The sequence below is a fragment of the Mesorhizobium sp. M7A.F.Ca.CA.002.15.2.1 genome (genome assembly GCF_003998715.1).
Classification (GTDB): domain Bacteria; phylum Pseudomonadota; class Alphaproteobacteria; order Rhizobiales; family Rhizobiaceae; genus Mesorhizobium; species Mesorhizobium ciceri.
Genome location: NZ_RZPI01000797.1, coordinates 1 through 2,369 on the forward strand (window position 1 = coordinate 1; position 2,369 = coordinate 2,369).

The 2,369-nt window shown below is 64.5% G+C and carries 2 protein-coding genes, 1 pseudogene and 1 riboswitch; of the genes and pseudogenes, 2 read left to right on the forward strand and 1 reads right to left on the reverse strand.

The features are described from left to right. A pseudogene (locus ENZ74_RS29435) lies at positions 1-331 on the forward strand (DSD1 family PLP-dependent enzyme); the annotation flags it as partial. Positions 332-336: 5 nt separating this feature from the next. On the opposite strand, the gene ENZ74_RS29440 reads toward ENZ74_RS29435, so the two are convergent. After that, positions 337-1,170 (reverse strand): AraC family transcriptional regulator, encoded by an 834-nt coding sequence (locus tag ENZ74_RS29440; RefSeq protein WP_063170197.1) that lies wholly within the window; start codon positions 1,168-1,170, stop codon positions 337-339. Positions 1,171-1,405: 235 nt separating this feature from the next. Then, positions 1,406-1,613, forward strand: a riboswitch (cobalamin riboswitch). A gap of 164 nt (positions 1,614-1,777) precedes the next feature. On the opposite strand from ENZ74_RS29440, the gene ENZ74_RS29445 reads away from it, so the two are divergent. Then, positions 1,778-2,369 (forward strand): ABC transporter ATP-binding protein (locus tag ENZ74_RS29445; protein ID WP_164761298.1); only part of this gene is annotated, 592 nt, incomplete at its 3' end.

The following is a 2,369-nucleotide window of genomic DNA, read 5'->3' on the forward strand; positions in this document are numbered from 1 at the left end:
GAAAGTGGTCGAGCCGATGCTGCCTGGCCCGCCGGCCGTCACCCGCCTGCTGCAGGCGCTCGGCCGGTTTCCGCGCAAGGGCTGCTATCTCTATGGCGGCAAGTGGATGGCCGAGCCGGTCTTCCCCCAAGGCATGAAGACGAACGGCCTGCTCGGCCTGTCCTCCAACCAGCAATTCATGGGCTTGCCCGCCGATGCGGCCGCAAGGCCAGGCGACTACGCGTTTCTAAGGCCGACGCAGAGCGAGGCCGTGCTGCAGCAATTCGGGTCGATCGCCGTGTTTTCCGGCGGAAAGGTCATCGATCGCTGGCCGGCGCTGCCGATGGCGTGATCGAGCTACGCCTTCACCGGTACCCAGATCTCCAGCCCGCCATTGCCGCTGTGGGCATCGAACTCCGGTCCATAGCGCTCGAATTCCGGTGCATCCGCGATTTCGTGACCGGAGTCGGGCAGCCAACTGTTCCAGATCGTGTTGATCGTCCGGCGGATGGATGAGATGTGCTCGCGGTGCGAGAACACCGCATATTTCTGCGCCGGCACCCGCACCCGATAGAAGTCCTTCGGCAGATCCGCAAAGCCGGACACTTCGACGCCGACGACATAGTCGAAATTGCCCGCGTCATCGCCGTTAAGGCAGACGCCGTAGAAAACGCCTGAGATCTCGCCGGGGATGTTGCCGATATAGGGTGCAAAACGCTGCCACTGCATCGGAATCCCGGCGCTGGTTTCGCAGCTGTAGCGTTCGCCGAGGCCGGCGATCAGGAACGGCCGGCTGGTCTCGAAGCGCGGTGGTTCGAGATTGGTGAGGAAGGACTGGTCCATCAGGATCGGCTCCACGAGGTCGAGGTTGTTGGTCGAGCCTTGCGCGCGCACCAGTTCCGGCGTGGTGCCGAACTGATCGCGGAAGGCACGGGTGAACGCCTCATGCGAGTTGTAGCCGGCGTCGAGCGCGACGACGAGGATGTCGGGCGCTCCGCCGGCCAGCTTGCGCGCCGCCTCGGTCAGCCGGCGTGAGCGCATGTAACCCATCACCGAGCGGCCGGTTGCGGCGCCGAAGGCGCGCGTCACATGAAAACGCGACACGCCGCTGCTTTGCGCGACATCGTCAAGCGAGATCGCCTCCGGCAGATGGCTCTCGACGAACCACAGCGCTTTCTCGGTCGGGTTCATGGGGCTCCTTTTCGCATTGGCCGGATCATCTTGGCGTTTCCTGGCGCGGCCAGTTTGATCGAAATTGCGCATTCCGTGCAATCTGCGCCGATCCCATGGGCTTTCGCTTGACAGCGGGCCGCGTCATCTCCTAAGAATGTTATGTTATTACATAAAGTGAGCGTGCAATGCCTGTTTCCCTTAGCTGGCCCACCACTTCGTCCGAGAAATCCATTGCGAAGCGTTTGGTGGAAATCTACGCTGAAGTGGTGATGGTCCCCGAGCCGAAAGGCGAGGGGTGAAAAGGGAACACGGTGAGGCCTGTTCAGGTCGAGGCCGTGGCTGCCCCCGCAACTGTAAGCGGCGAGCAAAATCCGTGAATGCCACTGGCCGGCAAGGCTGGGAAGGCAGGATGGCGCAACGACCCGCGAGCCAGGAGACCTGCCATCACTGAGTTGACCGGACGGGGTGTGCCGGGAGGAAACGCGAATCCCGGCCTTGTCGGCCGGTTCGCCAGCTTCCTTCCGTCGCCAGTTTTGGAAAGTGACGGAAAGTTGGACGGCTCCATCGATCATCGCATCACCATGCTCACACTTTGCCGTCCCCGCAATCCGGCGGGCTGCAGCCGATGAGCGCAGCGCTTCTCGAAGCCCATGACCTCTGTGCCATGGCGAATGGGCGGAATCTGGTCCAGGCGGTCAGCTTCTCGGTGGCCGCTGGCGATCGCCTTGCCATCATCGGTCCCAACGGCGCCGGCAAGACGACGCTGCTGCGCATGCTGTCGGGCATGCTGCGGCCAAGTTCCGGCGAGGTGAAGCTTGGCGGACGCGGGCTGGACAGGATTTCGGCCGCCGAGCGGGCGCTGCATATCGCCGTTGTCGGCCAGACCGACCAGCCCGATCCGCGGCTGGCGGTGATCGATTATGTCGAGCTTGGCCGGGTCCCGCACGCCGGGCTGCGGCGCAGGCGCGAGGAACGCGATATCGCCGTCGAGGCGCTGCGCCGGACCGGCCTGCTGCCGCTGCTTGGCCGCACCGTCGGCTCGCTGTCGGGCGGCGAGCGCCAGCGCGCCCAACTGGCGCGCGCCATCGCCCAGCAGCCCAAAATCCTGTTCCTCGACGAACCGACCAACCATCTGGACCCGCGCGCCCGCGGCGAACTGCTCGACCTCGTGGCAGGCTTTGAGATGACGGTGATCGCGGTGCTGCACGATCTGGCGC

What these genes read in the sequence shown, in the direction of transcription:
- ENZ74_RS29440 (WP_063170197.1), bottom strand. Translation starts at nt 1,170, where the DNA reads ATGAACCCGACCGAGAAAGCGCTGTGGTTCGTCGAGAGCCATCTGCCG.